The organism is Streptomyces aureus, from assembly GCF_000725495.1.
In the GTDB taxonomy this organism is placed as follows: Bacteria; Actinomycetota; Actinomycetes; order Streptomycetales; family Streptomycetaceae; genus Streptomyces; species Streptomyces aureus_B.
Map to the genome: position 1 here is coordinate 124,350 of NZ_JNZD01000030.1, position 25,424 is coordinate 149,773.

21 protein-coding genes are annotated in these 25,424 nt (G+C 71.5%); 10 read left to right on the forward strand and 11 right to left on the reverse strand.

Annotated features, from left to right (window positions below; translation table 11 throughout):
- Positions 1-12: 12 nt before the first annotated feature.
- Entirely contained in the window at positions 13-1,167 is a 1,155-nt protein-coding gene (locus tag IO36_RS30545; protein ID WP_051901070.1) for a PP2C family protein-serine/threonine phosphatase, read from the forward strand.
- 13 nt (positions 1,168-1,180) lie between these two features.
- Here IO36_RS30545 and kstD read toward each other — a convergent pair whose 3' ends face one another.
- Entirely contained in the window at positions 1,181-2,983 is a 1,803-nt protein-coding gene (kstD, locus tag IO36_RS30550) for a 3-oxosteroid 1-dehydrogenase (RefSeq protein WP_037624372.1), read from the reverse strand.
- Positions 2,984-3,292: 309 nt separating this feature from the next.
- Here kstD and IO36_RS30555 point away from each other — a divergent pair, with 309 nt between their 5' ends.
- The gene (locus IO36_RS30555) at positions 3,293-4,879 is read left to right on the forward strand and encodes a GMC oxidoreductase (RefSeq protein WP_051901071.1); all 1,587 of its coding nucleotides are present in this window, start codon (positions 3,293-3,295) and stop codon (positions 4,877-4,879) included.
- Positions 4,880-4,929: 50 nt separating this feature from the next.
- On the opposite strand, the gene IO36_RS30560 is transcribed toward IO36_RS30555, so the two are convergent.
- Both IO36_RS30560 and IO36_RS30565 read right to left on the reverse strand, forming a co-directional pair.
- On the reverse strand, positions 4,930-5,409 hold the full coding sequence (locus tag IO36_RS30560) for a carboxymuconolactone decarboxylase family protein (protein WP_037624492.1): 480 nt from the start codon (positions 5,407-5,409) through the stop codon (positions 4,930-4,932).
- Positions 5,410-5,418: 9 nt separating this feature from the next.
- Complete coding sequence (locus tag IO36_RS30565) at positions 5,419-6,492, reverse strand: NAD(P)H-dependent amine dehydrogenase family protein (RefSeq protein ID WP_037624374.1); 1,074 nt, start codon at positions 6,490-6,492, stop codon at positions 5,419-5,421.
- 172 nt (positions 6,493-6,664) lie between these two features.
- Between IO36_RS30565 and IO36_RS30570 the strand changes: the two genes are divergently transcribed.
- Positions 6,665-7,285 (forward strand): L-threonylcarbamoyladenylate synthase, encoded by a 621-nt coding sequence (locus IO36_RS30570; RefSeq protein ID WP_037624375.1) that lies wholly within the window; start codon positions 6,665-6,667, stop codon positions 7,283-7,285.
- An 80-nt stretch (positions 7,286-7,365) separates the two neighbouring features.
- On the opposite strand, the gene IO36_RS30575 is transcribed toward IO36_RS30570, so the two are convergent.
- Both IO36_RS30575 and IO36_RS30580 read right to left on the reverse strand, forming a co-directional pair.
- Positions 7,366-9,711: a M4 family metallopeptidase gene (locus IO36_RS30575; RefSeq protein ID WP_245173545.1), complete on the reverse strand. Its 2,346-nt coding sequence runs from the start codon at positions 9,709-9,711 to the stop codon at positions 7,366-7,368.
- A 381-nt stretch (positions 9,712-10,092) separates the two neighbouring features.
- On the reverse strand, positions 10,093-10,929 hold the full coding sequence (locus IO36_RS30580; RefSeq protein WP_245173546.1) for an SMP-30/gluconolactonase/LRE family protein: 837 nt from the start codon (positions 10,927-10,929) through the stop codon (positions 10,093-10,095).
- Between the two features lie 273 nt (positions 10,930-11,202).
- Here IO36_RS30580 and IO36_RS30585 point away from each other — a divergent pair, with 273 nt between their 5' ends.
- Complete coding sequence (locus IO36_RS30585; RefSeq protein WP_037624377.1) at positions 11,203-13,446, forward strand: MMPL family transporter; 2,244 nt, start codon at positions 11,203-11,205, stop codon at positions 13,444-13,446.
- Positions 13,447-13,543: 97 nt separating this feature from the next.
- Positions 13,544-14,107, forward strand: coding sequence for a GNAT family N-acetyltransferase (locus IO36_RS30590; RefSeq protein ID WP_063764921.1), 564 nt, complete (start codon positions 13,544-13,546; stop codon positions 14,105-14,107).
- Here the strand turns inward: IO36_RS30590 and IO36_RS30595 are convergent.
- Entirely contained in the window at positions 14,065-14,301 is a 237-nt protein-coding gene (locus tag IO36_RS30595; protein WP_037624498.1) for a DUF6296 family protein, read from the reverse strand. The two genes, IO36_RS30590 and IO36_RS30595, sit on opposite strands and share 43 nt — an antisense overlap.
- 178 nt (positions 14,302-14,479) lie before the next feature.
- Here IO36_RS30595 and IO36_RS30600 point away from each other — a divergent pair, with 178 nt between their 5' ends.
- Positions 14,480-17,212 carry a SpoIIE family protein phosphatase gene (locus IO36_RS30600; RefSeq protein ID WP_078943539.1) on the forward strand — a complete coding sequence of 911 codons (2,733 nt, stop codon included), beginning with the start codon at positions 14,480-14,482 and terminating at the stop codon, positions 17,210-17,212.
- A 30-nt stretch (positions 17,213-17,242) separates the two neighbouring features.
- Here IO36_RS30600 and IO36_RS30605 read toward each other — a convergent pair whose 3' ends face one another.
- The 4 genes from IO36_RS30605 to IO36_RS30620 all read right to left on the reverse strand — a co-directional run bounded on the left by IO36_RS30605 (position 17,243) and on the right by IO36_RS30620 (position 21,248).
- Complete coding sequence (locus IO36_RS30605) at positions 17,243-18,883, reverse strand: MFS transporter (protein ID WP_037624379.1); 1,641 nt, start codon at positions 18,881-18,883, stop codon at positions 17,243-17,245.
- Between the two features lie 106 nt (positions 18,884-18,989).
- Complete coding sequence (locus tag IO36_RS30610; protein WP_037624380.1) at positions 18,990-19,850, reverse strand: ABC transporter permease; 861 nt, start codon at positions 19,848-19,850, stop codon at positions 18,990-18,992.
- Entirely contained in the window at positions 19,810-20,652 is an 843-nt protein-coding gene (locus IO36_RS30615) for an ABC transporter ATP-binding protein (RefSeq protein WP_037624501.1), read from the reverse strand. Before IO36_RS30615 ends, IO36_RS30610 begins: the two co-directional genes overlap by 41 nt.
- Before the next feature lie 134 nt (positions 20,653-20,786).
- Complete coding sequence (locus tag IO36_RS30620; RefSeq protein ID WP_037624381.1) at positions 20,787-21,248, reverse strand: MarR family winged helix-turn-helix transcriptional regulator; 462 nt, start codon at positions 21,246-21,248, stop codon at positions 20,787-20,789.
- Positions 21,249-21,449: 201 nt separating this feature from the next.
- Here IO36_RS30620 and IO36_RS30625 point away from each other — a divergent pair, with 201 nt between their 5' ends.
- Positions 21,450-21,806 (forward strand): STAS domain-containing protein, encoded by a 357-nt coding sequence (locus IO36_RS30625; RefSeq protein WP_245173547.1) that lies wholly within the window; start codon positions 21,450-21,452, stop codon positions 21,804-21,806.
- A gap of 298 nt (positions 21,807-22,104) precedes the next feature.
- On the opposite strand, the gene IO36_RS30630 is transcribed toward IO36_RS30625, so the two are convergent.
- Positions 22,105-22,536 carry a MarR family winged helix-turn-helix transcriptional regulator gene (locus IO36_RS30630; RefSeq protein WP_037624383.1) on the reverse strand — a complete coding sequence of 144 codons (432 nt, stop codon included), beginning with the start codon at positions 22,534-22,536 and terminating at the stop codon, positions 22,105-22,107.
- Positions 22,537-22,745: 209 nt separating this feature from the next.
- Between IO36_RS30630 and IO36_RS30635 the strand changes: the two genes are divergently transcribed.
- The 3 genes from IO36_RS30635 to IO36_RS30645 all read left to right on the forward strand — a co-directional run bounded on the left by IO36_RS30635 (position 22,746) and on the right by IO36_RS30645 (position 25,421).
- Positions 22,746-23,921, forward strand: coding sequence for a PP2C family protein-serine/threonine phosphatase (locus IO36_RS30635; protein WP_209441291.1), 1,176 nt, complete (start codon positions 22,746-22,748; stop codon positions 23,919-23,921).
- Positions 23,922-24,102: 181 nt separating this feature from the next.
- Complete coding sequence (locus IO36_RS30640; RefSeq protein ID WP_037624385.1) at positions 24,103-25,005, forward strand: STAS domain-containing protein; 903 nt, start codon at positions 24,103-24,105, stop codon at positions 25,003-25,005.
- The gene (locus IO36_RS30645) at positions 25,002-25,421 is read left to right on the forward strand and encodes an STAS domain-containing protein (RefSeq protein ID WP_037624386.1); all 420 of its coding nucleotides are present in this window, start codon (positions 25,002-25,004) and stop codon (positions 25,419-25,421) included. Before IO36_RS30640 ends, IO36_RS30645 begins: the two co-directional genes overlap by 4 nt.
- The last annotated feature ends 3 nt before the right edge of the window (positions 25,422-25,424 follow it).

Below are 25,424 nucleotides of genomic sequence, written 5' to 3' on the forward strand. Positions count from 1 at the left end.
GGAAGGAGTGCCATGGCCACGAAGGCCGCGCCCGGGAAGCGGGACGACCACCGGGGCTGGCTGCGCGGCTCACCCCCTCCGCGCTGGGTCCGGCTGCTCCCGCCGCTCCTCCTGGTCGGCGTGTGCGTGGCGGAGCTGGTCAGCAGCGAGCCACTCGACATCGGGTTCCTGCTGGGCGCGATCCCCTCCCTGGCCGTCCTTTCCTACGGGCCCGTGGCGACGGCCGTCTTCGGTGCCGTCGTGGTCGTCCTGCTGAACATCCCGGCGCTCCAGCTCAACCATCCGGGCAACGCGGACCTCCTCACCATCAGCTTCATCGCCGTGCTGAGCGTGTTCGTGGCCCTGGTCCGCAGCCGCCGCGACGCGCATCTGGTCACCGTGCGCTCGGTGGCGGAGGCCGCTCAGCTCGCCGTGCTGCCGCCGCTGCCCGACCGCGTCGGCGCGGTCGGGTGCGCGGGGCTGTACCGGCCCGCGCAGCAGGAGACCCTGGTCGGCGGCGACTTCTTCGACGTGCGGGACGGCCCCTTCGGGGTCCGGGCCGTGATGGGCGACGTGCAGGGACACGGGCTGTCGGCCGTGGGGACGGTCGTTTCGCTGCTCGGGGCGTTCCGGGAGACGGTGCTGGACCAGGGCGACCTGGAGGCGGCCGCGGCGCGGCTCGACCGCAGGCTGGTGGTGGACTCCTCGTCGGTCGACCACGCCGAACTCTTCGCCACCGCGCTGCTCCTGGAGTTCCCGCCCGGCGCCGGCACGGTGCGGCTGGTGTCCTGCGGGCATCCCGCCCCGCTGCTGCTGCGCGACGGGAAGGTCCTGGAGCTCGACAGCCGGCCGGGGCCCCCGCTGGGGCTGGGGTTCTTCGAGCTGTCCCCGCCGCGGGGGCGCACCGTCGAGCTGGAGCCGGGCGACCGGCTGTTCATGGCGTCGGACGGCGTGAGCGAGAGCCGGGACGACACCGGCGCCTTCTATCCGCTGCCGGACCGGCTGGCCGGGTTCGCCGAGCAGTCCTCCGACGCGCTCGTCGAGCACCTGTGGGAGGACCTCGTACGGTTCTGCCCGTCCATCCGCGACGACGTCTCCGTCCTGGTCCTGTCCCCGGGGCTCCCCGAGGAGCGGGGCGGGAGCGACGAGGCGGCCCCGGAGGCGAGGGGCCGGGGCGGCGGAGCCTGAGGGCCGCGCTCCGTCAGGTCGCCGCGAGGTCGAGGGCGGCGATGTAGCCGAAGGTCATCGCGGGGCCGATCGTCGACCCCGCTCCCGCGTAGCTGTGGCCCATGACGGCCGCGCTCGCGTTGCCCGCCGCGTACAGGCCGGGGATCACCGTGCCGTCCGGGCGCAGGACGCGGGCGCGGGCGTCGGTGCGCAGACCGCCCTTGGTGCCGAGGTCGCCGGGGACGATCCTGAACGCGTGGAACGGAGGCAGCCACAGCGGGGCGAGGGCCGAGTTCGGGAGGACCGCGGGGTCCGTGTAGTAGTGGTCGTAGGCGCTGTCGCCGCGGTGGAAGTCGGGGTCCTTGCCGGCGAGGGCCAGGCCGTTGAAGCGGCTGACGGTGGTGCGCAGGGCGGCGGCGGGGACACCGATCCGGCCGGCGAGGGCGTCGAGGGTCCACTCCTTGCAGGCGGCGCCCGAGGTGTACCAGGAGTCGGGGAACGGGAGCGTCGGGGCCACGTCCTTGAACAGGTAGCGGTTGCGGTAGTTCTGGTCGGTGACCAGCCAGGCCGGGATGTCCGGCGCGGTGGGGTTCCGGTCGTACATGGTGTGCACGACGTCGCTGTAGGGGCCGGCCTCGTTGACGAAGCGGGCGCCGGCGGCGTTGACGAGGAGCCCGCCGGGCAGGGTGCGTTCGGCGAGGCAGAAGTAGGGCTGGTCGGGCAGCGGGACGGCCGGGCCCCACCACGCGTCGTCCATGAGGTCGAGCGCGGCCCCGGCGCGCCGGCCGGCCTGGATGCCGTCGCCGGTGTTCTCCTTGGCGCCCACCGTCCAGGCGGTCCCGATGGGCTGCCGCTGGAACTCGGCGCGCATTGCGGCGTTGTGCTCGAACCCGCCGGAGCCGACGACGACCCCGCGCCGGGCCCTGACCAGACCGGGCGTGCCGTCGCGGGTGACCAGCACGCCGGTGACGGCGCCGTTCTCGACGAGCAGGTCGGACAGCGGGGTGTTCAGCCACACCGGGACCTGGGCGGCGAGCAGGCCCGCGCGCAGCCCGGCCGCCAGCGCCTGGCCCATGGTCAGCGGCTTCTGGCCGAGCAGGGCCGCGGTGGTCCCGCGGGCCAGGCACTCGGTGGCGACGGCCGCGCCCTTGGCGCTCACGGCGGCGAGGGTCAGCCACTTGTAGTCGGCGCTGAAGACGACCATGCCGGCCGGGACGGCCATGTACGGCGGGTTCAGACGGGCCAGTTCGGCTCCGAGGAGGGTGCCGTCGAGCTGGTCGGGCTCCATGGAGCGCCCGCCCGCGAGGCCGCCGGGGAGTTCCGGGTAGTAGTCGCTGTATCCCTCCATCCAGCGGAAGCGCAGCGGGCTGTTGGCCAGGACGAAGGAGATCATGGCCGGTCCGTGGGCGAGGAAGGCGCGCTGCCGGTCGGCGGAGACGTCCGGGCCGACCACGGCCGCGAGGTAGGCGGCGGCCTTCGCCGGGGTGTCGGGGACGCCGGCGGCGAGGATCACCGGGTTGTTGGGGATCCAGATGCCCGCGCCCGAGCGGGCCGCCGAGCCCCCGAACGTGGCCGCCTTCTCCACGACCAGACAGCTCAGCCCTCGTTTCGCGGCGGTGAGCGCCGCGGTCATCCCCGCGGCTCCCGAGCCGGCCACGACCACGTCGTACGTTCCGAGCAGGGGCAGGTCCGCCGCGGCGGCCGAGCCGGTGGCACCGGCGGTGCCCGCGGCGAGCGCGAGGGCCGTTCCTGCGGCCGTGCCGAGCACACTGCGCCGGGTAGGGCCGGGAGCCGGGAGGGGGTCGGTGCGTCCGTCGGGATCCGCGCTCGGGGACATGGCAGGGCACTCCAGCGGGGCGGGGGAAAGGGGAGGCGTTCCGTTGCTCCGGGGGCGCGGCCGGCCCCCGCCGTACGGGTTCTGATGCGGCGTCAGGAATGTCGCGCGAGGGTCTTGTGAAGTCAAGGGCAAGTCGGCCAGAGGTCGCCGATCACCCCAAGATCGGACAGAAGTTACCAACCGGTATGTAGTGACTTGACAAGCCGGTAACAGTAGAACCTGTTCCCACTCGTCGAGAGTGAGGAGTGTCACGTGGGTGACAACAACCAGCGGACCAACGATTCCAGGGGTGTTTCGCGCCGACGATTCATGGCTGGAACAGGTTCTATTATTGGGACAGTGAGTCTCGCCGGCCGCGCCGTCGCGGCCCCCGCCCGGATCGCCTCGGCGGCCACGGCGATCCCTTCCGGAGCGCATGTTCCGGTCCTCGTCATCGGCACCGGATACGGCGGCTCGGTCGCGGCCCTGCGCCTCGCCCAGGCGGGCGTCGACGTCCAGATGGTCGAGATGGGCATGGCCTGGGACACCCCCGGTTCGGACGGCAAGATCTTCGCCAACACGACCAGCCCCGACCAGCGTTCGTACTGGCTGCGCACGAGGACGAAGCAGCCCCTCAGCAACTTCCTCGGCTTCCCGATCGACAAGGACATCCCCCGCTACACGGGAATCCTGGACGCCGAGGAGATGGGCCAGATCATCGTGTACCAGGGCCGGGGCGTGGGCGGCGGCTCCCTGGTCAACGGAGGCATGGCGGTCACACCCAAGCGGGAGAACTTCGGCGCCATCCTCCCGTCGGTGAACGCCGACGAGATGTACGCGACCTACTACCCGCGCGCCAACGCCACCCTCGGCACGGGCCTCGTCGACCCCGCGTGGTTCGACACGACCGACTGCTACCAGTACGCCCGGGTCGGCCGGAAGCAGGCCCAGCGCTCCGGCTTCCCGTTCGTGTTCGTACCGGACGTGTACGACTGGGACTACATGAAGCAGGAGGCCGCGGGCACTGTCCCCAAGTCGGCCCTCGCCGGGGAGATCCTCTACGGCAACAACTACGGCAAGAAGTCGCTCCAGAAGACGTATCTCGCCCAGGCCAGGGCCACCGGACGGGTCACCATCTCACCGCTGCACAAGGTCACTTCGGTCGCGCCCGCGGCCGGCGGCGGCTACACCGTCCTGATCGACCAGATCAACACCACCGGTGACACCACGGCCACCAAGACGGTGACCGCGGACCGGGTGTTCTTCGCGGCGGGAAGCGTCGGGACCAGCAAGCTCCTGGTCAAGCTGAAGGCCACCGGCGCCCTGCCCGCGCTCAACGGCGAGATCGGCCAGGGCTGGGGCGACAACGGCAACGTCATGTGCGGCCGTGCGAACCAGATCTGGGATCCGACCGGCTCGCTCCAGGCCAGCATCCCCTGCGGCGGCATCGACAACTGGGCCGCGGGCGGCGCCTTCGCCGAAGTGGCGCCGCTGCCGACCGGCATCGAGACCTGGGCCTCGTTCTATCTGTCCATCACCAAGAACCCCAACCGCGCCCGGTTCACCTGGAACGCCTCCACCGGAGCCGTCGACCTCAACTGGCAGACGGCCTGGAAGCAGCCCGCCATCGACATGGCCAAGACGATCTTCGACAAGATCAACGCGAAGGAGGGAACGATCTACCGGACCGATCTGTTCGGCGTGTACAAGATCTGGGGCGACCACCTCACGTACCATCCGCTCGGCGGCGCCGTGCTCGGCAAGGCCACCGACAACTACGGCCGCCTGCAAGGCTATTCGGGCCTGTACGTCATCGACGGAGCGCTGATCCCCGGCAACACCAGCGTCAATCCGTTCGTCACCATTACCGCCCTCGCCGAACGCAACATCGAGAACATCATCGCCGTGGACCTCTAGGGATCGCCGGACCGGCCCGGGACCCGTCCCGGGGGACGGGCCCGGGGTGCTCAATGGGTCGGCAGCACGCAGACGGCGTCCAGACCCAGGACGTGGTTGAGCCGGCCGAACGCCAGCCAGGAGCCGACGCTCATGGTCAGCTCCACGATCTCCCGCTGGCTGTAAAGCGCCGTCATCCGGGCCCAGAACTCCTCGTCCAGGCCGTGGTGATCCAGGGCGTACCGCTCGGCGTACTCCGCGGCCAGCCGTGTCCGGTCGTCGAAGGCGTCGGTGGTGCGCCACTGGGTCACCGCGTCCGCGAACTCCTCCTCGACCTTGTCGCCGTCCCGCTCCGTGCGCCAGTCGAGGCAGAACAGACATCCGTTGATCTGCGCGATGCGCAGCCGGGCGGCCTCGAACTCGCGCAGGCCCAGCGTCGTGTGCTCGTACACCGACAGCGAGAAGTTCGCGGCCGCCATGCCGATGCCGGGCACCAGGTCGCCCCAGACGTATCCGATCGGTTCCTGTCCCTCGGGGATGTCGATGCGCAGGGTCATGGGTCACTTCCTTCCGAGTCGGCCGGCCGCGGGGCGCAGCGGGACGTCGAGTGCGTCGTACAGCCCTGGTTCCGCGTCCACCAGCCAGTCGATCGCGCCGACCAGACGGCCGACCGCGGTGGCGTTCCCGCCTGCGGAGCGGTTCTCGCCCTCGTCCGTGGCGGTGACGGTCACCTCGATCCGCGGGCGCCCCTCGATGATCACGCGGTGGGCGCCGTCCCCGTCGGGCGGCGACGGCCAGTCCGGCGCAGCGGAGGCGTGGATCCGGGTGATGTGCTCGATGACGATCCGGGGCTCCCCGGCGACGATCCCCTGGACCTCGAAGCGGATGGCGCCCTGGGTGCCGGCCGCGAACTCGCCCATGGTGCGGGTGCTCACGGTGTCGGTCAGCGGGCGCCGCTCCATCGTCTCGCGGATGTCGTCGAGTTCGACGCCCAGGGCCCGTGCCATGAGCCGGATCTGGCCGCCCCAGACCATGGTCGGCACGGAGGGGGCGAGCATCAGCGGCTCGTAGTCCATCGGCTGCCCCATGCCGACCAAGTACCGTACGGACTCCTCCTGTTCGTACGTGGAGTAGTCGAAGATCTCCTGGCAGCGGACGGCGTCGACGGTGGTGCCGAGGCCGCTGATCAGCAGGGGCAGGACATCGTTGCCCCAGCCCGGATCCACCCCGGAGACGAACAGGGAGCCGCCGCCGTCGGCGATCGCGGAGAGCACCGGGTCCCGGAACTCGGGCGGTGCGCTGCGCTGGTCGTAGAGCGGGTAGAGGGCGGGCGTGACGACCACCGCGCCGGCCCGGACCGCCCGCGCGATGTCGGCGAGGGCCTCGTCGGGGCGGATGTCACCGGTGGCCGCGTAGACCACGGCCCCGGGGCCCGAGGCCAGGACGGCGTCGATGTCGTCGGTCGCCGCCACGCCGAGGCCGTGTTCCAGTCCCGCGAGGTCGCCCGCGTCACGGCCGGCCTTGCCGGGGTCGTGGACGAGAACGGCCGCGAGTTTCAGTTTCGGATGGGCGTCGACGGCGCGGATGGCCGCGCGGCCGACATTGCCGGTACCCCAGACCACCGTGGAAATCATGCGGCGGAGGGTAGCGAGCGGGCCTCGATGTTCCCATAGCCGTGACCGGGATATTTCCGGCACGCGGCCGGAGCCGGTGTCACCGGCCGGACGCCCGGGGCGGGGGCCCCTTCCACGGGCGGCCGGTGCTGTCCGGGCGGGTGCCGCCGGGAACAGCCCTTAGGCTCGAAACATGGCCAAGTACTTCGACGTTCACCCGGAGAACCCACAGCGGCGCGTCATCTCGCAGGTGGTGGAGATCGTCCGTAGCGGCGGGCTGATCGTCTACCCGACGGACTCCTGCTTCGCCCTCGGCTGCGCGCTCGGCAACCGGGACGGGATCGACCGCATCCGCTCGATCCGGCAGCTCGACGAGCGCCACCACTTCACGCTGATGTGCGAGGACTTCGCCCAGCTCGGGCACTTCGTACGGATCGACAACGCGGTCTTCCGCTCGGTCAAGGCGGCCACGCCCGGCAGCTACACCTTCATCCTGCCCGCGACGAAGGAGGCGCCGCGCAGGTTGCTGCACCCGCGCAAGAAGACCGTCGGGGCGCGTATCCCCGACCATGTCGTGGCGCAGGCGATCCTCGCCGAACTGGGCGAGCCGCTGCTGTCGAGCACCCTGCTCCTGCCGGACGAGGACAAGCCGCTGACGCAGGGCTGGGAGATCAAGGACCGGCTCGACCACGTGGTGGACGCCGTCATCGACTCCGGCGACTGCGGCACCGAGCCGACGACCGTCGTCGACTTCTCCGGCGGCGGGGCCGAACTCGTGCGCCTCGGGGCGGGTGACCCCTCCCGGTTCGAGTAGCCCCGGACGACGGCGGGCGACGCGGGCCTCCTCGCGGAGGACCCACGTCGCCGTCGTGGGGGGATTCCCTGTACCGGGGGTCAGCTGGTCGTCACGGCCGTGTCGTCCACGACGAAGCTGGTCTGCAACGAGGAGTCCTCGACACCGCTGAACTTCAGGGTGACGGTGGAGCCGGCGAACGAGGACAGGTCGAAGGTCTTCTGGCTGTACCCGGTGGCCTTGTTGAGGTTGGAGTACGTGGCCAGCGTGGTCGATCCGGCGGTGACCGTCAGCTTGTCGTACTGCGAGCTGGTGGTGGTCTCGGCGGTGTCGATGTGGAGCCAGAAGGTGAACGAGGCCTTGCAGCCGCTGGGGATGGTCACCGACTGCGAGAGCGTGTCGGTGTGCGTGGAGCCGTAACCGTCCAGCCAGGCCTTGTACGAGCCGCCGTGGGACGCCTCGCCCGAGTCCGTGGTGATGACTCCGCTGCTCGCGGTCCAGGTGGTGTTGCCGGACTCGAAGCCCGGGTTGCCCAGCAGCTGCGCCGAGGTGCAGGTACCGCCGCCACCGGAGGAGCTGACGGTCCAGGTGAACGACGCGGTGCCGGTCGCCCCGGTGCTGTCCGTGACGGTCACCGTGGTGCTGTACGTTCCGGCGGTGGTCGGGGTCCCGGTGATCGCGCCGGTGGAGCTGCTGATCGACAGGCCGGTGGGCAGGCCGCTCGCGGAGTAGCTGAGCGAACCGCTGTTGGTGCTGCTGGCCGCGATCTGCAGGCTCACCGCGGTGCCGACGGTGGAGGACTGGCTGCCCGGGTTGGTGACGGTCACACCGCTGGTCGGCGGGGTGACGTGACCGCCGACGGCGATCCCCGCGAAGGCGTTCGCCACACCCGCGTACTGGGTGGAGCTCGCGCCGTACAGCGCGGTCGCGGCGTTCAGCGCGGCGGTGCGGGCGCCCGCGTAGTTGGTGGTCGACGTCATGTACGTCGTCAGCGCCTTGTACCAGATCTGCAGCGCGGCGGCGCGGCCGATGCCCGCGACGGCGACACCGTCGGAGGTCGAGCTGTTGTACGTGACGCCGTTGATGGTCTTGGAGCCGCTGCCCTCGGAGAGCAGGTAGAACATGTGGTTCGCCGGGCCCGAGGAGTAGTGGACGTCCAGGTTGCCGACGCCGGAGTACCAGGAGTCGGCGGACGAACCGTCCTTGGACGGCTTGTCCATGTAACGCAGCGGGGTGCCGTCGCCGTTGATGTCGATCTTCTCGCCGATGAGGTAGTCGCCCACGTCGGTCGAGTTGTTGGCGTAGAACTCCACGCCGGTGCCGTTCAGGCCCGCGGTGTTGGAGGTGACGCCGTGGCTCATCTCGTGGCCCGCGACGTCCAGCGAGGTCAGCGCGTGGGTGCTGCTGGTGCCGTCGCCGTAGGTCATGCAGAAGCAGCTGTCGTCCCAGAAGGCGTTGACGTACGCCGTGCTGTAGTGGACGCGCGAGTAGGCGGCGACACCGTTGTTCTTGATGCCGCTGCGCCCGAAGGTGTTCTTGTAGAAGTCCCAGGTCATCTGGGCGCCGTAGGCGGCGTCCGCGCCGGCGGTCTGGGTGTTGGAACCCGCGCCGGTGCCCCAGACGTCGTCGGCGTCCGTCATCAGCGTGCCGGTGCCGGACGTGCCGTTGTTCAGCGAGTACGTCTTGTGGCCGCCGCGGGTGGAGTCCGTCAGCTGGTACGTCGATCCCGACAGCGTGGTGTTGAGCGTGACCGAGCCGCTGTACTGGGTGTTGCCGGTACCGGTCTGGATGCCCTCGTAGCGGGTGATCTCCTTGCCGGTGGTGGCATCGGTGACGACGTGCAGCTTGCTCGGCGTGCCGTCGTCCTGGACACCGCTGACCACGGTCTCCCAGGCGAGCCTGGGGGTACCGGTGCCGGCCCAGATGACCTTGCGGGCGCTGTCCGTCGCGGGCTTCTCCGCCTTGAGCGACTTGGCCGTCTTGAGGGCCTGGGCTCCGGCGGCCGCCTTGGTGACGGCGGCGGTGGTGCTCGCGACCTTGATGGTGTGCTTGTTGGCGAAGGTCGTGCTCACCGTGCCCGTCGCCTGCGAGGCCGGCGGGGTGTGGACCACGAGGTCGCCGCCGAGCACCGGGAGGCCGGCGTAGGTGCGCTCGTAACGGGTGTGCAGGGTGCCGTCGTTGTCCTTGACGACATCCTTGACGACCAGCTTCTCCTTCGACCCGAGGCCCAGGGTTCCGGCGGTGGCCTTGGTCTGCTTCGATGCCTTCGTCAGCAGCGCCAGGTGCTGGGCCGGAGTGAGCTTGGCCTCGAGTCCCCCCGTGCGCAGGGGGGTTGCGTGGGGGGAGGGTTTGGCGACAGCCGGGACCGTCTGTATGCCGACGGCCAGGAACGCGGCGGTGGCCACGAGGGCTCCGGCCGCGGTCGCCTGACGGGGGAAACGTCTCACTCGTACTCCTACTGCTTCGGCCGCGGTCGGCGGCCGGTGACAGACCGGGCAGACGGGATGTGCTGTCCGGGAAGAGCTGAGCAGGGGCGCGCGGGAACGCGACTGTGGGCAGGCCATGGACGACCTGTCCCACAGGTGTGGGAAGGATTGCACTTTTGACCTAGCCATGACATGGGCTTGATGGCGATCGAGGGTTATCCCTACGCCCCCGCCCCGAAACCCCTTTCCACGTGCGGCGTTTGCGGAGGACGGGGCATGCGCGCGGGTCACCGCGGCCCCCCGCAGGAACCTGTGCGACCGCTGTGCGAGGGCTGTACGACCGCTGCGCGGATCCCTGACGGCGCCCGCCCGGTACCGGCGCCGGGGGCGGACGCCCGCGCGTCAGGGCCGGCCCGCTCCCGGCACCTCGACCCGGGTGGCGAACACCCGGCCGGAGCCGGGTTCCACCAGTCCCGGCTCCGTCATGCCGCGCCAGACGGCGGCGACGACGAACAGGGTCCGCCGGTCCCGGCCGCCGAGCGCGCAGGCGAACCCGCCGCGGTCGAGGTCCACCCGGTCGAGCACGGCGCCGCCCTCGGCGACACGGACACAGCACCGGCCCGGCACGTCGGCGTACCAGACCGCGTTCCGCGCGTCGGCACAGATGCCGTCCGGGGTGCCCTCCCCCAGGTCGGCCCAGACACGGCGGTCCGACAGGGTGCCGTCCGGGGCGATGCCGAAGGCGACCAGGGCGTGCCGGTACGAGTCGGCGACGATCAGGGTGGAGCCGTCGGGCGTCACGGCCATCCCGTTGGGGAAGGCGATGTCGTCCGCCACCTCGCGCACCGAGCCGTCCGGGGTGACGAGCGAGACGGAGCCGGGCGAGAACTCCTCGCCCGCCAGGGGGTCGAACCCGGCCCGGTTGACGTAGGCGTTCCCGCGTCCGTCGACCACGATGTCGTTCCAGCCCGGCCGCCCCAGGTCCGCGTACGGGACGAGGGAGCCGTCGAACGCGCGGCGGAGCAGCAGGCCGTCCGCCGAGGAGACGATCAGCATCCCGCCGTCGGGGTGCCGGTCGGTGCACAGCGGCAGCGACGCCACCCGCGCGACCACCTCCGCCCGGCCCGTCGCCGGATCCAGCGCGAGGACCTCGCCCGCGCTCCAGTCGGAGAGGAAGAGCCGGTCCCCGTGCCAGCGGGGCGACTCCAGCAGTCCGCGTCCCTCGAGCAGCGTCCGCACATCGCGCATCCTCATCACAGCCTTCGCCTCCCACCGGCCCGGCGCCGGTGTCCCACCCACCGAACGAACGGGGACCGGCCGGATCGACAGATCCTCCGCCGGACGGCACGGACCTCGGACGGGCCGGACCCCGAACGGGGCGGACCCCGAACGGCACGGCCGTCGGCCGGGTCCACCGGACTGCGGGGAGGAGGTGGCGCTCGGCGGGCCGCGATGATCGTCACATCGTTTAATGACGGAGTCGGAGGAGTCGTCCTCGAGCAGGAGCTGCCCATGTCGGCGACACAAGCCCCTTCAGCCAGCGGGCCGACCAGGCCCGGGGTACTGCAGCGGCTGGGTGAGTGGTGCGCCCGCCATTTCGTGATCGTCATCGTGGCGTGGCTCGTCGCGCTCGGCGTGCTCCAGGGGCTGAACCACTCGTTCGGCGGTCAGTACTCCGACAACTTCCAACTCCCAGGAGTGCAGTCGACCGAGGGACTGGACGTACTCAAGGCGCACGACCCGGCGGCGGGCGGCTACAGCAGCCAGATCGTCATGCGGGACACGCAGAAGCCGTTGACCGATCTGAGTTCCCAGATGAGCCAGACCGTCAGCTCGCTGGAGAAGCTGCCGCATGTCCTGTCGGCGCAGAACCCGCTGCCGCCGCCCGGGTCCAATCCGTCCTCGAGCCAGTCCCAGCAGCCGAACGTGGGCCCGCTGTCCAGCGACGGGAAGACGGGCTACATCACGGTCCGCTTCGACGTCCAGCCCTCGACCCTCGGCGACGACTACCTCCACGGCGTGGACAGCGCCGTCCAGCCGCTCCGCTCCGCGGGTGTCGACGTCGAGTACGGCGGGCCGCTGGGCGAACTGGCCAGACCCGAGGCGAACGACAGGATCAGCGAGCTGATCGGGTTCGCGGTGGCGATCGTGGTCCTGCTCGTCGGGTTCGGCAGCGTCATCGCGGCGGGGCTGCCGCTGGTGACCGCCCTGGTCAGCGTCGTGGGCGGGCTCGCCATCCTCGGCCTGGTCGCGGCCGCGACGACCTTCGCGACCGTGTCACCGACGCTCGCCACGATGATCGGGCTGGGCGTCGGCATCGACTACGCCCTCTTCCTCCTCACCCGTCACCGGCAGAACCTCATCAACGGCGCCGACCCGGTGCACGCGGCGGGCCGGGCCACCACCACCAGCGGGCGGGCCGTCCTGGTCTCGGGCTGCACCGTCATCATCGCGCTGGCCGGACTCTCCGTCTCCGGAGTCTCGTTCATCAGCAAGCTCGGCCTCGCGGCGGCCATCACGGTCGTCTCGGCGGTGATCGGCGCGCTGACCCTCGTCCCCGCCCTCCTCGGGCTCATCGGCAGGCGCATCGACCGCTACCACGTGCGCACGCCGATCGCGGAGACGAACGCCGAACCCGGGGCGCCCGTCACCGGCACCTGGCACCGCTACGCGCAGCGCGTCGAGCGGCGCCCCTGGTGGTTCCTGGCCGGCGGCCTCCTGACGGTGTGCATCCTGGCCATCCCGGTGTTCACCATCCAGCTCGGGCACATCGGCGACGGTGCCGACCCCACCTCCTTCACGGACCGGCGGGCGTTCGACATCATGTCGGACTCCTTCGGGCCCGGCTCCAACGGCCCGCTGACGGTCGTCGTCGACCAGACGGACGTCCCGTCGGACAAGCGCTCCGCACTGGCGTCACAGGCGCAGAAGACGGTCGCCGGTGTGTCGGGTGCGGCCGCGGTCACCCCGCTGACGGCCACCAAGGACGGGGACGTGCTGGTGGGCACCGTCTACTCCAAGGTGTCTCCGCAGAACCAGGACACCACGGACCTGACGAACCGTCTGGTGGACGACACCCTGCCCAAGGCCGTGGCCGGTTACTCCGCCAAGGGCTATGTCACGGGCACGACGGCCGCGCAGGTCGACTTCCGCAACATCGTCGCGGACCGACTGCCCCTCATCATCGCGGTGGTGGTCGGGCTCGCCTTCATCATCATCCTGATCGTGTTCCGCGGCATTCTCGTCGCGCTCAAGGCGGCGATCCTCAACGTGCTGTCCATCGCCGCCTCCTACGGTGTCGTCGTCGCCGTCTTCCAGTGGGGCTGGGGCGGGCCCGCGCTCGGCGTCTCGGGCAAGGTGCCCATCGAGAGCTATGTGCCGATGATGATGTTCGCGATCATCTTCGGGCTCAGCATGGACTACGAGATCTTCCTGCTGTCGCGGGTCCACGAGTTCTGGCTGCGCAGCGGGGACGCGAAGGCCAGCGTCGCGCATGCGCTGGAGATCACCGCGCGGGTGATCACCTGCGCGGCCCTGATCATGATGAGCGTCTTCGCCGCGTTCATCGTGAGCGACAATATCGTCGTCAAGATGCTGGGCCTCGGACTCGCCGTGAGCGTGCTGATCGACGCCACGGTCGTACGGCTCCTGATGGTCCCGGCGGTGATGACCCTGCTCGGTCCGCGCGCCTGGTGGACACCGCGCTGGCTCGACCGGATCCTGCCCCACATCGACCCGGAGGGCGACCAGCCGTAGGCACCCCCGGCGGGCGCCTGTCGGAGCCTTCCAGGCGCCCGCCGGAGCGCCCGGAAAACCGCGTGCCGCGGCCCGGGCGCCTCCCTAGCATGGCCGGATGCCCAGGATCGAACGTCTCCGTACCGGCCACGCGCACGCGCTGCTCGCGTTCGAGCGGGAGAACCGCGCCTATTTCGCGGCGTCGATCCCCGACCGCGGCGACGCCTTCTTCACCCGGTTCGACTCGGTCCTTCGCGAGCGTCTGGACGAACAGGGGGCGGGGCTCGCCCACTTCCACCTGGTGGTGGACGACGACGGCACGGTCCTCGCCCGTCTCAATCTGGTCGACGTGGCGGACGGTTCGGCCGACCTCGGCTACCGCGTCGCCGAGCGGGCGGCGGGCCGGGGACTCGCCACGGCCGCCGTGCGGGAGGTCTGCGGCCTGGCGGCGGGCCCGTACGGGCTGCGCACCCTGCGGGCCGCCGCGACCGTCGGCAACACCGCCTCCCGGAAGGTGCTGGACCGCACCGGTTTCACCCTCACAGGACGGACCGAGCTGAACGGGCTCCCGGCGCTCACCTACGCCAGGGAGCTGCCGGCCGGGGGCCCGGGCGTTCCCCCGGCCGGTCCCGGCGACGGTCAGGAGAGCGGTTCGGCGACCGGGTTGATCGGCGACTGGTAGGCCCCGCTGGCCAGCATGCGGACCTCGCCCGCCGGGCTGATCTCGGCGCGGAGGATGCCGGTGGGATCGCTGTACACCGGGTGACCGCCCGGCCCGCTGGCCGTCGTCCGCTCGACGACCACCTCGTCCGTCACCATCCGGTCGTCAGGTCCGGGATGGGTGAAGGTCAGCCGGTAACGGTCCACGCTCTTCATCAGGGCCTCCGCGCCGAAGCGACACATGGGGGTCTTGGGGACTGTGTCTCCATCATGCGGCCATACGCCCCCGGGCCGCGCCGCGCCCTGCGCCGACCGGCCCCGCACCCGGCACCACGGCCGGTCACTGTCCGTGACGCCCCTCGCCAGCGGGCGCCCGGCAGTGTAGACATGGCTCATGGTCGGACTATTGGGTCGAACCCGGGCTCAGTCGACCCGTCGCCCCGGTACGGCGCACCCGGAGCGTGGGAAACACGACGGCAAGCGCGGGCAGGGCCCGTCCGACGGGCTGCGTTACGCCCTCGGCGGGCGCAGCGTCGCCGGACAGGTGTTCGTCCTGCAAGTGGTGATCGTGCTGCTCCTGGTCGTCGCCGCGGTGGTCGCACTGGTGCTTCAGGTGCGGCACGACAGCACGCAGGAGGCCCGCAACCGCTCGCTGGCCGTCGCGGAGACCTTCGCCAACGCGCCCGGCACCCGCGCGGCCCTGAACGCCCCCCATCCGACGGCCCTGCTCCAGCCCAGCGCGGAGGCCGCGCGCAAGGCGTCGAACGTGGACTTCATCGTCGTCATGAACACCGACGCGATCCGCTACACCCACCCGAAGCCCGACAGGATCGGCAAGAAGTTCATCGGGACCACCGCGCCGGTCCTGGCGGGTCGCCCGGTCGTCGAGCAGGTCGTCGGAACGCTCGGACCGCTGGTGCAGGCCACCGTGCCGGTCAGGGCACCCGACGGCAAGGTCGTCGGCATGGTGTCGGCCGGGATCACCACCGAGAACGTGGGCGGCGCCGCGAACCACCAGCTCCCGCTCCTGCTCGGCGCGGCCGCCGCCGCGCTCGCGCTGGCGACCGTGAGCACCGCGCTGGTGAGCAGACGCCTGCTGCGCCAGACGCACGGCCTCGGCCCGTACGAGATGACCCGGATGTACGAGCATCACGACGCCGTGCTGCACTCCGTCCGGGAGGGCGTGACCATCGTCGGCGCGGACGGGCGGCTCCTCCTGGCCAACGACGAGGCGAACCGCCTGCTCGGGCTGCCCCCGGACGCCGAGGGGCAGCACGTCCAGCGACTCGGCCTCGACGCCGGCACCGCCGAGCTGCTGGGCTCCGGACGCGTCGCCACCGACGAGGTGCACCTCGTCGGGGACCGGCTCCTGGCCGTCAACCAGCGGCCGACCCACCTGCGGGGCGGACCGGCGGGGGCCGTGGCCACGCTCCGTGACTCCACGGAGCTGCGCGCGCTCTCGGGGCGGGCGGACATCGCCCGCGAGCGGCTCAAACTCCTCTACGACGCCGGCGTGCGCATCGGCACGAGTCTGGACGTCACGAGGACGGCCGAGGAACTGACGTCGGTCGCCGTGCCCCGGTTCGCGGACTTCGTGACCGTGGACCTCGCCGACGCCGTGCTGAACGGCCAGGAACCGGACGCGGGCACCGGTCTGCGCCGGACCGCCTACGGCGGCATCCGCGAGGACGCGCCGCTGTATCCGGTCGGCGAGCACATCGGCTTCGTCCCCACCACGCCCCAGGCCCACAGCCTGCGCACCGGGGAGGCCGTGGTCGAGCCCGATCTCGGCGGTGCCCCGGGCTGGCTGGCCCAGGACCCGCGGCGCACCGCCCGGGTCGTCGACTACGGGATCCACTCCCTGATCACCGTGCCGCTGCGGGTCGGACCGCTGGTCATGGGCGTGGTCAACTTCTGGCGCTCCGAGAAGCCGGACCCCTTCGACGGGGACGACCTGGCCCTGGCCGAGGAACTGGTCGCCCGGGCGGCGGTCTCCATCGACAACGCCCGCCGCTACACACGCGAGCACACGATGGCCGTGACCCTGCAGCGCAGCCTGCTGCCGCGCTCGCTGCCCGACCAGAGCGCCCTCGACCTCGCGTACCGCTATCTGCCGGCGCAGGCCGGGGTCGGCGGCGACTGGTTCGACGTGCTGCCGCTGCCCGGGGCCCGGGTCGCGGTCGTCGTCGGCGACGTCGTCGGCCACGGGCTGATGGCCGCGGCGACGATGGGACGGCTGCGTACCGCGGTCCACAACTTCGCGGCGCTCGATCTGCCGCCCGACGAACTGCTCGGGCTGCTGGACGAACTCGTCGGCCGGATCGACCAGGACGAGTCCCGGGACGACGGTCGCGCCGCCATCACGGGAGCCACCTGCGTGTACGCCGTCTACGACCCGACGACCCGGCGCTGCACCGTCGCCCGCGCCGGTCATCCGCCGCCCGTTGTGGTGCGTCCGGACGGCAGTGTCGAGTTCCCGGAGGTGCCGGCCGGTCCCCCGCTCGGCGTGGGCGGTCTGCCGTTCGAGACGGCCGAGCTGGACCTGGCGGAGGGCAGCCGGCTGGTGCTCTACACGGACGGTCTGATCGAGGACCGGAAACGGGACATCGACGTCGGCCTCGACCTGCTGCGCACGACACTGGCCGGCGCCGACCGCTCGCCGGAGGACACCTGCCAGGCCGTGCTCACCGCGCTGCTGCCGGCGCGGCCGGCCGACGACATCGCGCTGATCGTGGCACGGACGCACTCCCTCGACGCCGACCGGATCGCGACCTGGGAGGTGCCGTCGGAACCGGCCGCGGTGGGCGGTCTGCGTGCCGCGGTCACCCGGCAGCTGGCGCACTGGGGGCTGGAGGAGATGACGTTCACCACGGAGCTGGTCCTCAGCGAGCTGGTGACGAACGCGATCCGCTACGGCAGCGGGCCCATCAGGGTCCGTCTGCTGCTGGACCGGGCGCTGATCTGCGAGGTCTTCGACGCCAGCAGCACCTCACCGCATCTGCGGTACGCGGCGACGACGGACGAGGGCGGGCGCGGCCTGTTCCTGGTCGCGCGGCTCACCGACCGCTGGGGTACCCGGTACACGCCCGGGGGCAAGGTCATCTGGGCGGAACAGCCGCTGCCGTGAGCGCCTCGCCGGTCCCCGTGGCGGGCCCGGTCAGCCGGGCGCGGACGGGCCGCCGTCGCGGGTGTCCGGCTCCCCCGTAGGGCCCGCGCCCGTGGACGCGCCGGCCTCGTCGCCCGCCCCGTCCACGGGCGTCATCGCGGCGGCGCCGCCCTGGAGCCGCTCCAGATCGGAGGGGCGCACCTGGATGACGATGAGGGCGACCAGCGCGGCGACGACCGCGAAGGCGGCGGCGGCCACGAACGCCCCCGTGATGCCGGACGTCAGCACCTGGCCGCTCCAGGGCGCCGGCAGCTGACCCGTCCTGCGGAACTGGAGCTTTTGGGCCGGGGTCGCGGTCGACAGGAAATTGGCGACCTGGTGCGTCGCCTCGTTGCGGCTGGCGGTGCCGAACACCGTGACCAGGACGGACAGACCGAGGGACCCGCCCACCTGCTGGGTGGCGTTGAGGATGCCGGAGGCGGCGCCCGTGTCCTTGGGCTGCACGCCCGACACCGCCATCAGGGTCAGCGAGACGAACTGCAGACCCATGCCGAAGCCGAAGACGAGGGTGGGGCCGAGGATGCTGCCGAGATAAGTGCTGTTCACGTCGGTCAGCGTCAGCCAGCCGAGGCCCAGCGCGGCCAGGATCGCGCCCACGGCCATGAAGGGTTTGGGGCCCCAGCGGGGCAGGAAGTTGGACGCGACGCCCGCGCCGATGGCGATGATCACGCTCACCGGGAGGAAGGCGAACCCGGCCTTGAGCGGGCTGAAGCCGAGGATGTTCTGCACGAAGAGCGTGAGGAAGAAGAACATCCCGAAGATGGCCGCGGACAGGCTGAGCATCATCGCGTAGACACCGGAGCGGTTGCGGTCCTTGAACATCCACAACGGTGTGATGGGCTGTCTCGACCGGCGTTCGACGGCGATGAACGCGATCAGGAACGCCAGCGCGGCGCCGAAGGCCGCGAGGGTGAGCGGGTTGCTCCAGCCCTTCTCCGAGGCCCGGATGAAGCCGTAGACCAGCAGCACCATGCCGAGTGTCGAGGTGAGGGCGCCGGAGAGGTCGAAGTGGCCGGGATGGCGCTCGGACTCCCTGATGTAACGGGGGGTGGCGAGCACGATCAGCAGGCCGATGGGGACGTTCACGAAGAACACCCAGCGCCAGTCGAGCCATTCGACGAGGATGCCGCCCGCCAGCAGCCCGATCGCGCTGCCGCCCGCGGACACCGCGGCGAACACGCCGAAGGCCCGGTTGCGCTCGGGGCCTTCGCGGAAGGTGGTGGTGATCAGCGACAGTGCGGTGGGTGAGGCGATGGCCCCGCCGACGCCCTGCAACGAGCGGGCGGCGAGCAACTGCCAGGATTCCTGGGACAGTCCGCCGAGCAGCGACGCGAACACGAAGAGCAGCACGCCGAACATGAACATCCGGCGTCTGCCGAGGATGTCGCCGGAGCGTCCGCCGAGCAGCAGCAGACCGCCGAAGGTCAGCGTGTAGGCGTTGATCACCCAGGAGAGGTTCTCGGTCGAGAAGCCGAGCGAGGTCTGGATGTGCGGCAGCGCGATGTTCACGATGGTGATGTCGAGGACCACCATCAGCTGGCACGAGGCGATGACGAGGAGTGCGATACCGCTGCCTCGGCCCCGCTGCGGGGACTCGGCAGACTCGGAGGATGTCACGTGATCGGCCGTCATGGGAGAGGGCCCTGCATCGCGGGTCGGCGGTGAACGCGGACGTTCACTCCATCGACGTTAAGCCTGCCCGCCCCGCCTCACCAATCGATCACCGGGCCGGGCGCGGTCACCTGGCCAGCCGTCCGAGCAGCGACGAGGCGGACCAGACGCCGAGGGCCGCGGCGACGGTCAGGACGCCGTAGTCGAGGGGCAGGTGCGCGGGCGTGCCGAGCAACAGGCCGCGCAGGGCGTCGACTTGGTAGCTGAGCGGGTTGACCAGACTGACGGCTTGGAGCCAGCCGGGCATGACGGCCACCGGGTAGAGGGCGTTGGAGCCGAAGAACAGGGGCATGGTGATGGCCTGCCCGATGCCCATCAGCCGGTCGCGGGTGAGCACGATGCCCGCGATCGTCATCGACAGGCAGGAGAAGAACGCCGAGCCGAGCACGACGGCCACGGCCACGCCGAGCAGGCGCAGCGGGTTCCAGGTCATCGCCACCCCGAGCAGCGCGGCGATCACGACGACCACCACGGCCTGGATCAGCGCCTTGACCCCGGCGGCGAAGGCCTTGCCGGTGATGAGCGCGGACCGGGGCGTGGGGGTGACGAGGAGCTTGGTGAGGATTCCGGCGTCCCGCTCCCAGATGATCATGATGCCGTAGAAGATGGCGATGAACATGGCCGACTGGGCGATGATGCCGGGGGCCAGATAGTCGATGTACGGGATGCCGCCGGTCGGGATCGCGTGGATCCGGGTGAAGGTCTCACCGAAGATCAGCAGCCAGAGGGCCGGCTGGATCGCCCGGGTGTACAGCTCGGTGCGGTCGTGGCGCAGTTTCTGGAGTTCGACGGCGCACAGGGCGGCGACCCGGGCGGGCAGCAGCCGCCAGCCCGTCCGGGCGCTCGGCGGGACCACGAGCAGGTCGAGGCTCCCGGGGCGGACGCTCTCAGCCGACGCGGGAAGCGGTACGGCGGGTGCTTCGGACATCGCTGAAGTCTCCTGATCGGTCGTCGAGTCCACTGCCGGCGACGTCACGGAAGACGTCCTCCAGGGTGGGCGGTTCGCCCTCGCCGCTGTTCCCGCGGCGTGCCGCGAGGCCGTCCCGCAACTCCCTCGGCGTGCCGAGCGCGCGGACCCGGCCCCGGTGCATCAGCGCGACCCGGTCGCAGTACTGGTCGGCCTCGTCCATGTAGTGGGTCGTCACGAGGACGGTCATGCCGGTCGCGGCCCGTACGGCGTTGATGTGCTCCCACACGCTGGTGCGGGCGATCGGGTCGAGGCCGATGGTCGGCTCGTCCAGGATCAGCAGCCGCGGCGCGCTGACCAGGGCCTGGGCCAGTTCGAGACGGCGGACCATGCCCCCGGAGTACGTCTTGGCGAGCCGGTCGGCCACGTCGCCGAGGCCGACCGCGTCGAGTGCCTGGGCGACCCGGGCCGCGCGCTCGCGCCGGGACACGTCGAAGACCCGGGCGAACAGGGTCACGTTCTCCCGGCCGGTCAGCCCCGAGTCGGCCGACAGTTGCTGCGGCACGTACCCCAACAGGCGTCGTACCGCCATGCGTTCACGGGTGGCGTCGTGCCCGAAGACACTTACCCTGCCCGCCGGGACCGGCAGCAGGGTGGTGATGCACCGCAAGGCCGTCGTCTTGCCCGCGCCGTTGGGCCCGAGCAGTCCGAACACCTCGCCGTCGCGGACCGCGAGGTCGAGGCCGTCGACAGCGGTCGTCTCTCCGAAGGCGTAGACGAGTCCGGCACAGGAGACGGCGTCCGCGGGGCCGTCACCCCGCACCGGGGTATCGGGGCCGGGTTCGGCCTGTCCGGCGGATTCCGGGCCGGGACCGGGTTCGGCCTGTCCGGCGGATTCCGGGCCGGGGCCGAGTCTGTCCTGTCCCGCGGATTCCGGCCTGGTGCCACCGCGCCGTCTCATCGCTCCTCCGCCTCCTCGTGCAGCTGTGCCGCCAGTGCCCGCAGGGCCGGAAGCGCGGCTTCCAGGGCGGCGCGGTCGGCCGTGTCGAGGCCGGCCATCCGGCTCCGTACGAGCACCGCGCGCCGCTGCCGCCAGTCGCTCAGCCGGGCGTCGGCCGCGGGTGTGGACAGCAGCCGCGCGGCGCGCCGGTCGGCCGGGTCCGTCTCGCGGATCAGATAGCCGTCCCGCACCAGCCGGTTGACCAGCGTCGAGACCGAGTTCCCCGCGAGGTAGAGCTCCTTGGCCGCCTCGGACACGCGGATGCCCGGCCGGTCGACGACCAGCCGCAGCAGGTCGACCTCGGCACCGCGCAGGCTCGGCCCGGGCGTGTCCGCCCGCAGCCGCCGTCGGATCAGCCGCTGGAGGCCCGCCAGGGTGTCCGCCAACGTCTCGGGGAACGGGTCCGCTTCCGCCTTCACGTTCCTGAGATTACCTCTGTGTCAGAGGTAATTCGGGAAAGGGAGGGTCAAGGAAGGCGGGCCCCCGGGGCGCGGACTCCAGGTGTGCACCTCGGTTCGGGGGGTAACCGTTGACCTGCCCGCCGGCGTACCCCCGCGCCGGATCGATCCCGACGGGCCAGTTCCCCCTTGGAGGTAACCGTGGCGGCCGAAGAGGCTCCTGTGTCCATCGACGCGACCGCGTGCGGTGAGGGCATCGCCCTGGTCACCGTCGCCGGGGAGCTGGACGTCGAGACAGCTCCCGAGCTGCACAACCGGCTGGCCGACCAGGTCCGCGGCGGCAGGCGGCACCTGCTGCTCGACCTGTCGGCGGTCCCCTTCATGGACTCCTCCGGCATCAACGCGCTGCTCAAGGCGCACGACACCGCCGGACGCGCCGGAGGCGGCGTGTGTCTGGTGGCGCCGGCGCCGGTGGTGCGGCGGGTGCTGGATCTCACGGGCGTCAGTCTCGCGATCCCTTCCGTGGACGACCTGGACGCGGCGCTCGTGCGCATAGGCGAGGGGTCGGCCCGGCACTGATCGGCCGGGGCCCGGCCCCGCGCGGGGACCGCGTACACCGCCGAACGAAACGCCCGATACCGACCCAGGAGCCCGCCGGACCCGTGGAAGCCACGGGCGCCGGAAGCGCATGGGCAACAGTTGCCATTTGACAACTATGAGCGTGAGACAACAGAGTGATCGCCTCACAGAAGGAGAGTGATCACCCGGGACCGAAGGAAGGAGCCGAGATGGCGCAGTGCGCGAAAGCGGCCGCACCCGTGCGGCCGCGGCACACCGGTCACCGACGACCGGATCCCGGTCCGGGCCGTCGCGCCGTTCAGGCCGAGCGGACGTCGACCGCGTCACCCTCGTGGAGCTGTGCGGCAGCGGCGGCACAGAAGGCCGAGAGCCCCTCGACGAGCGCCGCCCGTCCGGCGGCCGGCATCTGCTGGAGAACCGCCTCCACGGCACCCTCGCGGCGCTCGCGCAGTTCCGCGAGGAAGGTCCGGCCCCTGGGGCTGAGGAACAGCCGCAGCTCCCTGCGACTGACGTCGCTCGGGGTCCGTTCGACGAATCCGACGGCCTGCAGCCGGTCACAGAGCCTGCTGGTCGAGGGGGGCGTGGAGCCGAGCGCGTCGGCGAGGGTCCGCAGGTTGATCCCCTCCTCGTGCTCCAGGATGAACATGACCCGCAGCTGCGAGGCGGAGACCGGCGCCGTCGAGGCACGGCCCCAGAGGATCTCCAGCAGCTCGGCCGCCTCGGCGGTCACGCGAGCCACCTCACCGGAGTGCGGACGCGGGCTGGAAGAAGTCACCGTCCAACTCTCCCAGTCTTCTCTGGCGCTGTCAGCCTGCGGAAGCGACAACAAGGACAAAACAATGGATACCGAAGCCCGCACGTGCTGAACCGCCTCCTCGGCGGCTCACCCGGAGCGTGGACCCGGCATCGTACTAGTCGAAGAATGGCCTATCCGACATCGTGAACAGATTCGTGGCCGCGGAGCGCGCCCTGCGTACCGCGGCACCCCACCAGTTGCTGGACGCCGTCCGTGACGTGCTGTGCGGTCACTACGCGGCCGACTCCGTCGAACTCTTCATGGCCGACTACGGGCTCACCGTACTGCAGCCCGTGTCGGTGCTTCCGCACACCCTGGAACCGATCCCGGTGCACACCAGCCCCGAGGGCCGCGCCTTCGGAGCCCAGGAACCCTTCGTCGAGGAGTACGGACAGGAGGCCGTCCGCGTGCACCTGCCGGTGACCGTGCGCGGCGACCGGCTCGGCGTCCTGTCCGTCACCCTGCCCTCGGCCCGCTGCGACGAGGAGACCGTCGCCGAACTCGCCGAGGTCGCCGAGGTCCTCGGCCACGAGGTCCTGGTGGCCGAGCGGGACACCGACCTGTACCTCCAGGCGCGCCGCAAGGACCGGCTGACGCTGGCCGCCGAGATGCAGTGGCAGCTGCTGCCCGGCCGTTCCTGCTCCCGGCCGGAGTACGAGCTCGGCGCCCAGCTGGAGCCCGCCTACGCGATCTTCGGCGACAACTTCGACTGGTCGGCCGACGCCGCCCGGCTGTCCCTCTACGTCACCAACGGCATGGGCGAGGGCATCGAGGCGTCGCTGCTGACCAACCTCGGCATCAACGCGCTGCGCAACGCGCGGCGGGCCGGCATCCCCCTGCACGACCAGGCGGCGCTGGCCGACCAGGCGATCTATGCCCAGTACCGGGGAGAGCGCTATCTGTCGGTGCTGATGCTCGACTTCGAGCTGGCCACCGGCCGGATGCGGGTGATCGACGCGGGATCGCCCCAGATGCTGCGGCTGCGCGGCCGGACCGTGGAGCGCGTCGACTTCGAGGCCCAGCTGCCCCTCGGCATGTTCGAGGAGACCGACTACCGCGTGCAGGAGTTCCGGGTGGAGCCCGGCGACCGGCTCCTGTTCGTGAGCGACGGCGTCCACGCCGTCGCCGGCCCGGGCGGGGAGAAGTACGGGGAGAAGGCCCTCGCCATGGCGATCACTTCCACCCGGCTGCTGCCCGCGACGGAGGTGCCCCGCGCCGTGCTGAGGGAGCTCAGCGGACACCGGGGCCTGCCCAGGCCCGAGGACGACGCCCTGGTGGTGTGTCTCGACTGGCACGGGCCACAGGACCCGGGGACGTAGCCGGACCGGCCGCTCCGGAAGGGTCCCCGGGCCCGGCCCGGGCCGGCGGGCCGGGCCCGAGCCGCGGTCCCCGCGGGAAGCGCGGATGCCGCGCGCGACGGGGCCATGATTACAGTTGTCGCACGACAAGAAACCGTGGCGGGGCGGATCCCGCCCGGCACACGGACCGAGGAGAGACCACGTGGCGGACCACCGGACAGCGGTACAGCAGCAGGAGTCGCCGGCGCATGAGGTCGGCGCGTTCCTGCGCCGCCGCAGTGAACAGATCGCCCAGCGCTGGGCCGACGAGGCGCTCTTCCGCACGGTGTTCACCGTCTCCCGGGACGAGGCCGTGGAGGCGGGCCGGGCCGTCGTGGAGGCACTCGCCTCCGTGGCGGCCGCGGACCGGGCCGAGGACCTCGGAGCGGCCGGATTCGCCACCGTGCGCGAGCAGCTGGCGCGCATGGCGGCCTCCCGGGCCCGCACGGGCGCCGCCTCCGTCCAGATCGCCGACGAGGTGGCGGCGCTGCGCCCGGCCGCGTACGAACTGCTCGCGGCGGATCTCGCCGACGCCCCCCGCGCGTTCGCCGAGTCGTGCGCCGTCACGCTCACCGCGCTGCTGGGCACCCTGCGCCTGGTCGTCCTGGAGACGGCGCTCAGCGCCGGGCAGGAACTCATCGACCGGCAGCGCCTCCAGCTGCTGGAAGTGGCCACGCCGGTGATCAAGCTGTGGACCGGAGTGGTCGCCGTCCCGCTGATCGGCACCCTCGACAGCGCGCGCAGCCAGGTGGTGATGGAGAGCCTGCTGGACGCCGTCGTCAGCCAGCAGGCCCGGTTCGCCATCCTGGACATCACCGGGGTGCCGACCGTCGACTCGCTGGTCGCCCAGCATCTGATGAAGACCGTGGCCGCGGCCCGTCTGATGGGAGCGGAGTGCGTCGTCTCCGGCATCCGGCCCGCGATCGCGCAGACCATCGTCCACCTCGGCATCGACCTGGGATCGGTGGTCACCCGCGCCAGCCTGGCCGACGCGCTCGAGTACGCCCTGCACCGGCAGGGCATCGCCGTCGTCGACCAGGACCGCAACGGCCCGAGCGCGCGGTGAGCGCCCCGGCCCCCGGCACCTCGGGCCCCCACGTCCCCGTACTGAAGATCGGCAACATCCTCCTGGTCACGCTCCAGGGCGACCTGCACGACGAGGCCGCGGAGGAGCTGCAGCGCAACATCGGCGAGGCCATCGCGGCCAGCTCCGCCGCCGGTGTGGTCATCGACATCTCCGGGGTGGAGATCGTCGACTCCTTCCTGGGGCGGGTGTTCGCCGAGGTGGCCGCGCACGCCAAGCTGCTCGCCGCGCAGACGGTGGTCGCGGGCATGCGCCCCGCCGTCGCCATCACCCTGGTCGAACTGGGACTCACCCTGCCCGGGCTGCGCACCGCGCTCGACGCCGAAGAGGCCATGCGCCTGCTCGCCCCCGCGTCCCCTCACCTCCACCGCAGCCCCGTACGCCAGGAGAGCCCGTGACGG

Coding starts and splice junctions, on each gene's coding strand:
- IO36_RS30595 (WP_037624498.1), bottom strand. CDS start 14,301: ATGAAGAGCGTGGACCGTTACCGGCTGACCTTCACCCATCCCGGACCT.
- IO36_RS30610 (WP_037624380.1), bottom strand. CDS start 19,850: ATGTCCGAAGCACCCGCCGTACCGCTTCCCGCGTCGGCTGAGAGCGTC.
- IO36_RS30565 (WP_037624374.1), bottom strand. CDS start 6,492: ATGATTTCCACGGTGGTCTGGGGTACCGGCAATGTCGGCCGCGCGGCC.
- IO36_RS30605 (WP_037624379.1), bottom strand. CDS start 18,883: ATGACGGCCGATCACGTGACATCCTCCGAGTCTGCCGAGTCCCCGCAG.
- IO36_RS30570 (WP_037624375.1), top strand. CDS start 6,665: ATGGCCAAGTACTTCGACGTTCACCCGGAGAACCCACAGCGGCGCGTC.
- IO36_RS30555 (WP_051901071.1), top strand. CDS start 3,293: ATGGCTGGAACAGGTTCTATTATTGGGACAGTGAGTCTCGCCGGCCGC.
- kstD (WP_037624372.1), bottom strand. CDS start 2,983: ATGTCCCCGAGCGCGGATCCCGACGGACGCACCGACCCCCTCCCGGCT.
- IO36_RS30545 (WP_051901070.1), top strand. CDS start 13: ATGGCCACGAAGGCCGCGCCCGGGAAGCGGGACGACCACCGGGGCTGG.
- IO36_RS30590 (WP_063764921.1), top strand. CDS start 13,544: ATGCCCAGGATCGAACGTCTCCGTACCGGCCACGCGCACGCGCTGCTC.
- IO36_RS30585 (WP_037624377.1), top strand. CDS start 11,203: ATGTCGGCGACACAAGCCCCTTCAGCCAGCGGGCCGACCAGGCCCGGG.
- IO36_RS30600 (WP_078943539.1), top strand. CDS start 14,480: ATGGTCGGACTATTGGGTCGAACCCGGGCTCAGTCGACCCGTCGCCCC.